The organism is Nocardia sp. NPDC004722 (assembly GCF_053601505.1).
This window is the reverse complement of record NZ_JBSGBY010000670.1, coordinates 1-4,394: the sequence shown is the minus strand read 5'-3', so window position 1 is coordinate 4,394 and position 4,394 is coordinate 1. Positions and strand designations below refer to the sequence as shown.

The following is a 4,394-nucleotide window of genomic DNA, read 5'->3' as shown; positions in this document are numbered from 1 at the left end:
GACGGCCTGACCCAGCGAGCCGGTGAGCACGCGCAGTCCGCCGTCCGGGGCGAACGGGTCGCTGGCGGAGCGCAGGACCGAGGTGTCGGTGCTGTCGGAAGGTGTTGAGCGAAACGTGAGTTCGCCGCTTTCCAGGCTCGCCGTGACTCGGTAATTGTCGCTCAAGCCCGCACCGACGACGGTGGTGACGTCGTCGTGGAGCAGCCCCGCATCCAGGAGCTCGCCGATCAAATATCCGGTGCCGCCGGCGTTGTGGAATGCATTCACATCGGCTGTCCCGTTGGGGTAGATCCGGGTCAAGGTGGGCACCGCTGCCGACAGCTCGTCGAAATCCTGCCAGCGCAAATCGATTCCGGCGGCGGCCGCGATCGCGACGAGGTGCATGGTGTGATTCGTGGATCCGCCCGTGGCGAGCAGCGCCACCACCCCGTTGACGATGACGCGCTCATCGATCATTTCGCCGAGCGACACGGAGCCGCCCTGTGACGCCGCGAGATCCACCAGGCGTCGGCCCGCGGCGCCCGTCAGCGCCTCGCGCAGAGGAGTGTTCGGCGGTACGAAGCTGGAGCCGGGCAGGTGCAGGCCCATGACTTCCATCAGCAGTTGATTGGAGTTGGCGGTGCCGTAAAAGGTGCAGGTGCCCGGCGCGTGGTAGCTCGCGGCTTCGGCGGCCATCAGATCGGCGTCATTGGCTTTGCCTTCAGCGTGCAACTGCCGGATTCGGCTCTTGTTGGGGTTCGGAATCCCGGACGGCATCGGTCCGGCGGGTACCAGGATGATGGGCAGGTGCCCGAACGCGAGCGCTCCGATCACCAGTCCGGGGACGATCTTGTCGCATACCCCGAGCAGCAGGGCGCCATCGAACATGTCATGCGCCAAGGCGATCGCCGTCGACATCGCGATCACATCCCTGCTGAACAGAGACAGTTCCATCCCGGGTCGGCCCTGCGTGATGCCGTCGCACATAGCGGGCACGCCTCCCGCGAACTGGGCGATACCACCGGCATCCGCGACGGCCTTGCGCAGCAGGTCCGGGTAGCTCCGGTACGGCTGATGCGCGGACAGCAGGTCGTTGTACGACGACACGATGGCGATGTTGGGTTGGACGTCACCGCGCAGAACCAGCTTCTCGGCGGGATCGCATGCGGCGAAGCCGTGCGCTAAATTGCTGCACGCCAACGACATTCGAGACGGCCCGATGGTGCGGGCGGCGTTGATGCGTTCGAGGTAGGCAGCGCGTTCGCGGGCGCTGCGTCGAACGATTCGGGCCGTGACCGCTGCTACGACGGGATGGACGCTCACTGGTTCTCCTCGTGCCACGTGCGGCCGTCGCGTTCGATCAGTGCGATGGCGGCGGCCGGACCGCTGGAACCGGCGGGATAAGCGCGAAGCGGTTGATCGTATTGGGACCAAGCTTCGAGAATGGGCGCGATCCACGACCACGCCGTTTCGATCTCATCGCGGCGCATGAAAAGCGTTGGATCGCCGCGCATCACATCACCGAGTAGCCGTTCGTAGGCATCGGGCAGCCGGGATCCGAAGGTCTCGGCGAAACTGAGGTTCAGGGGGACCGACCGCAACCGCAGGCCGCCCGGTCCCGGCTCCTTGGTGACGAGTCGCAGGTGCACGCCTTCGTCGGGCTGGAGTCTCAGCACCAGCTGGTTGGGTGTGGGTTCGGTGTCGGCGATGCCGCGGAACACCGAGTGCGGCACGCCTCGGAACTGCACGATGATCTCGGCGGCGGTCCGATCGAGCCGTTTGCCGGTGCGCAGATAGAACGGCACGCCACTCCAGCGCCAGTTCCGCACCTCCGCCCTGATGGCCACGAAAGTCTCTGTGGTGCTCGGTGTTCCGTCCAGTTCCTCGCTGTATCCGGGCACGAACTGCCCGCCGACCACGCCCGCGGCATAATGACCGCGCACCGTATTGCGTTGTACCTCGGTGCCCTTCAGTGGCCGCAGCGCCTGCAGCACTTTGAGTTTCTCGTTGCGCACGGCCTCGGGTTCGAGACGCGCGGGCGGTTCCATCGCGACCAGGCACAGCAGCTGCAGAAGATGGTTCTGCACCATGTCGCGCAATGCGCCGGAGTTCTCGTAATACCCGGTGCGTCCGCCGACACCGAGCGATTCGCTGACCGTGATCTGCACGTGGTCGATGGCGCCGGAATTCCACAACGGTTCGAACATGGCGTTGGCGAAGCGCAGGACCAGGAGGTTCTGGACGGTTTCCTTGCCGAGGTAGTGATCGATACGGAAGATCTGCTCTTCGTCGAAAACCGCACCGACCTCATCGTTGATCCGGCGGGCTGAGGCGAGATCGTTGCCGATCGGTTTCTCCAGTACCACCCGGGCCTGGTCGGTGATAAGTCCGAAGCGGTGCAGTCCATGGCAGATCGGACCGAAAAGTTTTGCCGCACTGGCCAAATAGAAAACTCGGGCGCGGGCACTGTCGGGGAGTGTCACGGCGAGGTCGTGCCATCCGGAGTCCGCCTCGCCGTCGTTCTGCACGTCGAGGGTGACATGGTGCAGACGGCGGGTGAAGGCTCGAACCGCCGACGCGTCACGAAGATCCGAGGGGAGGAACTGGCCCAGCTCGCCGTGGATCTTGGCGCGGTAGCCGACGTCGTCGAGCCCGGCTCGCGACACCGCGATGATGCGGGTGTCGTTGGTCAGCTGGCCATTTCGGTCGCGCAGGTAGAGCGCTGGAAGCAGTTTGCGGACGGCAAGATCGCCGGTGCCGCCGAAAACGATGATGTCGCAGGGTGGGATTCGGGAATGGGCCTGCATGGCGGGCTCCTAGGGCCGAGCAGTGTGAGCGAGCACACGGAACGTTAAAGCGGCTTAGGTTCTTTTGCAAGCAAACTTTTGCTCTACTAAGACCTAACGCGGCGAGCGGGGTCCTGAACAGTGCAGTTACTGTTGTCGTCTCCGAGAAATCAGCCGACTGGATGGAAGGGGTGGCCATGAGGCGGCCGATAGCGACGCCAGGGGCGTCGGCCGGGGAAGTCCTCGACCTCATTCGCGGCCGGGACGACATCACACGCGCCGACATTCGCAGGCTGACAGGGTTATCCAGGACGGCGGTCACGCTGCGCGTCGAACAATTGCTGGAACGTGGGCTGGTCGCCGAGCAGGGTGAGGGCGCGTCGACCGGCGGCCGTCCAGCGGGGCGGCTTGCGTTCAACCCTGATGCCGGAATTGTCTTGGCCGTGTCGATCGGGGCCAGCCGGGCTCAGATCGCGGTCTGTGACCTGGCGGGTGAGGTGCTTCGGGAAGCGGGTTTCGCTGTGCCCGCCGCCGGCGACATGCAGGCCGTGCTGGACACTGCGGCGCGGCATGCGGATCAGCTTCTCGCCGAGGAGATTCGGACCGGGCGGCGGGTGCACGGGATCGGTGTCGGTGTGCCGAGCGTAGTCGACGTGGCCACCGGGCACAGTATGAGTCTCGCGGGCAGGGATGCTGTCGCCGTAGCCGAATTCTTCAGTGCGCGTTTCGATGTGCCGGTGCGGGTCGACAGCGATGTGAACGTGCTGGCGCTGGCCGAGCAGGCTCGCCGGCCGGACGTCGACGATCTGCTCGTCCTGAAGGCATCCACGGGCATAGCCGTCGGCATCATCGCCGGTGGGCGGCTGCAACATGGCGCTCTGGGTGCGGCGGGCGAGATCGGGCACATCAAGGTCAACGACGATGTCGATCGGCAGTGCGTCTGTGGCGACCGGCGGTGTCTGGAAACGGTCGCGGCGGGATGGGCGCTGCTCGAACAGTTTTCCGCCCGCGGTCGGACGGCGGCGAGCCTGCCGGAGTTGGTCGAGCTGGCTCGCGTGGGAGACCCGGACGCATCCGGGCTGGTGCGTGAGGCCGGGCGTCGCATCGGCGAGGTGATGGCGGCGGCGGTCAACCTGCTGAACCCTGCCGTGATCGTGGTCCGCGGCGATCTGTCTCACGCCTTCGAGCCGCTGGTGGCCGGGATGCGGGAGCGGATTTACCAACTGTCTTCGGCCCTGTCCACCCGGTCACTGCAGATCGAGCCGGGTGCCACGGACGCTCCCTCGGGTGTCCAGGCGTGCGCGGCAATGATCCTCGGTCAGGTGCTGGCCCCGGCCGCGGTCAACGGCCTGCTGGACGGTTCGCCCGGGTTCGATCAGCGGTAGCCAGCGGCGGTTTATATTGCCGCACAGTCGCTTTCGAGATTTGCATGCTTTGACCGAACCGATCGCCGCCACTGATAGGTACTTATAAGACAAAAGTTTGCTTGCAATCGGACCTAAGTGTCGATAGCGTTCCTGGTGTCAGTTCCTTTGTCCGCCTTCTGGAGTCGATGGCTGCACAGTGCGTCTCGGCTCAGGGGATCTCCCATCTCCCTGGGGTGGTTTGAACCCCCGCAGTCCGGTGAAT

Annotated in this window: 3 protein-coding genes; 1 reads left to right on the top strand and 2 read right to left on the bottom strand. The window is 65.3% G+C overall.

Going from position 1 to position 4,394, the window contains the following annotated elements; genetic code table 11:
• Window positions 1-1,302: dihydroxy-acid dehydratase domain-containing protein (locus ACWELQ_RS39405; RefSeq protein ID WP_452402104.1), on the bottom strand; the 1,302-nt coding region annotated here is incomplete at its 3' end.
• On the bottom strand, window positions 1,299-2,786 hold the full coding sequence (zwf, locus tag ACWELQ_RS39400) for a glucose-6-phosphate dehydrogenase (RefSeq protein ID WP_452402103.1): 1,488 nt from the start codon (window positions 2,784-2,786) through the stop codon (window positions 1,299-1,301). The genes ACWELQ_RS39405 and zwf, both read right to left, overlap by 4 nt.
• Window positions 2,787-2,962: 176 nt before the next feature.
• Here zwf and ACWELQ_RS39395 point away from each other — a divergent pair, with 176 nt between their 5' ends.
• On the top strand, window positions 2,963-4,150 hold the full coding sequence (locus tag ACWELQ_RS39395; protein WP_452402102.1) for an ROK family protein: 1,188 nt from the start codon (window positions 2,963-2,965) through the stop codon (window positions 4,148-4,150).
• The last annotated feature ends 244 nt before the right edge of the window (window positions 4,151-4,394 follow it).

Coding starts and splice junctions, on each gene's coding strand:
- zwf (WP_452402103.1), bottom strand. CDS start 2,786: ATGCAGGCCCATTCCCGAATCCCACCCTGCGACATCATCGTTTTCGGC.
- ACWELQ_RS39395 (WP_452402102.1), top strand. CDS start 2,963: ATGAGGCGGCCGATAGCGACGCCAGGGGCGTCGGCCGGGGAAGTCCTC.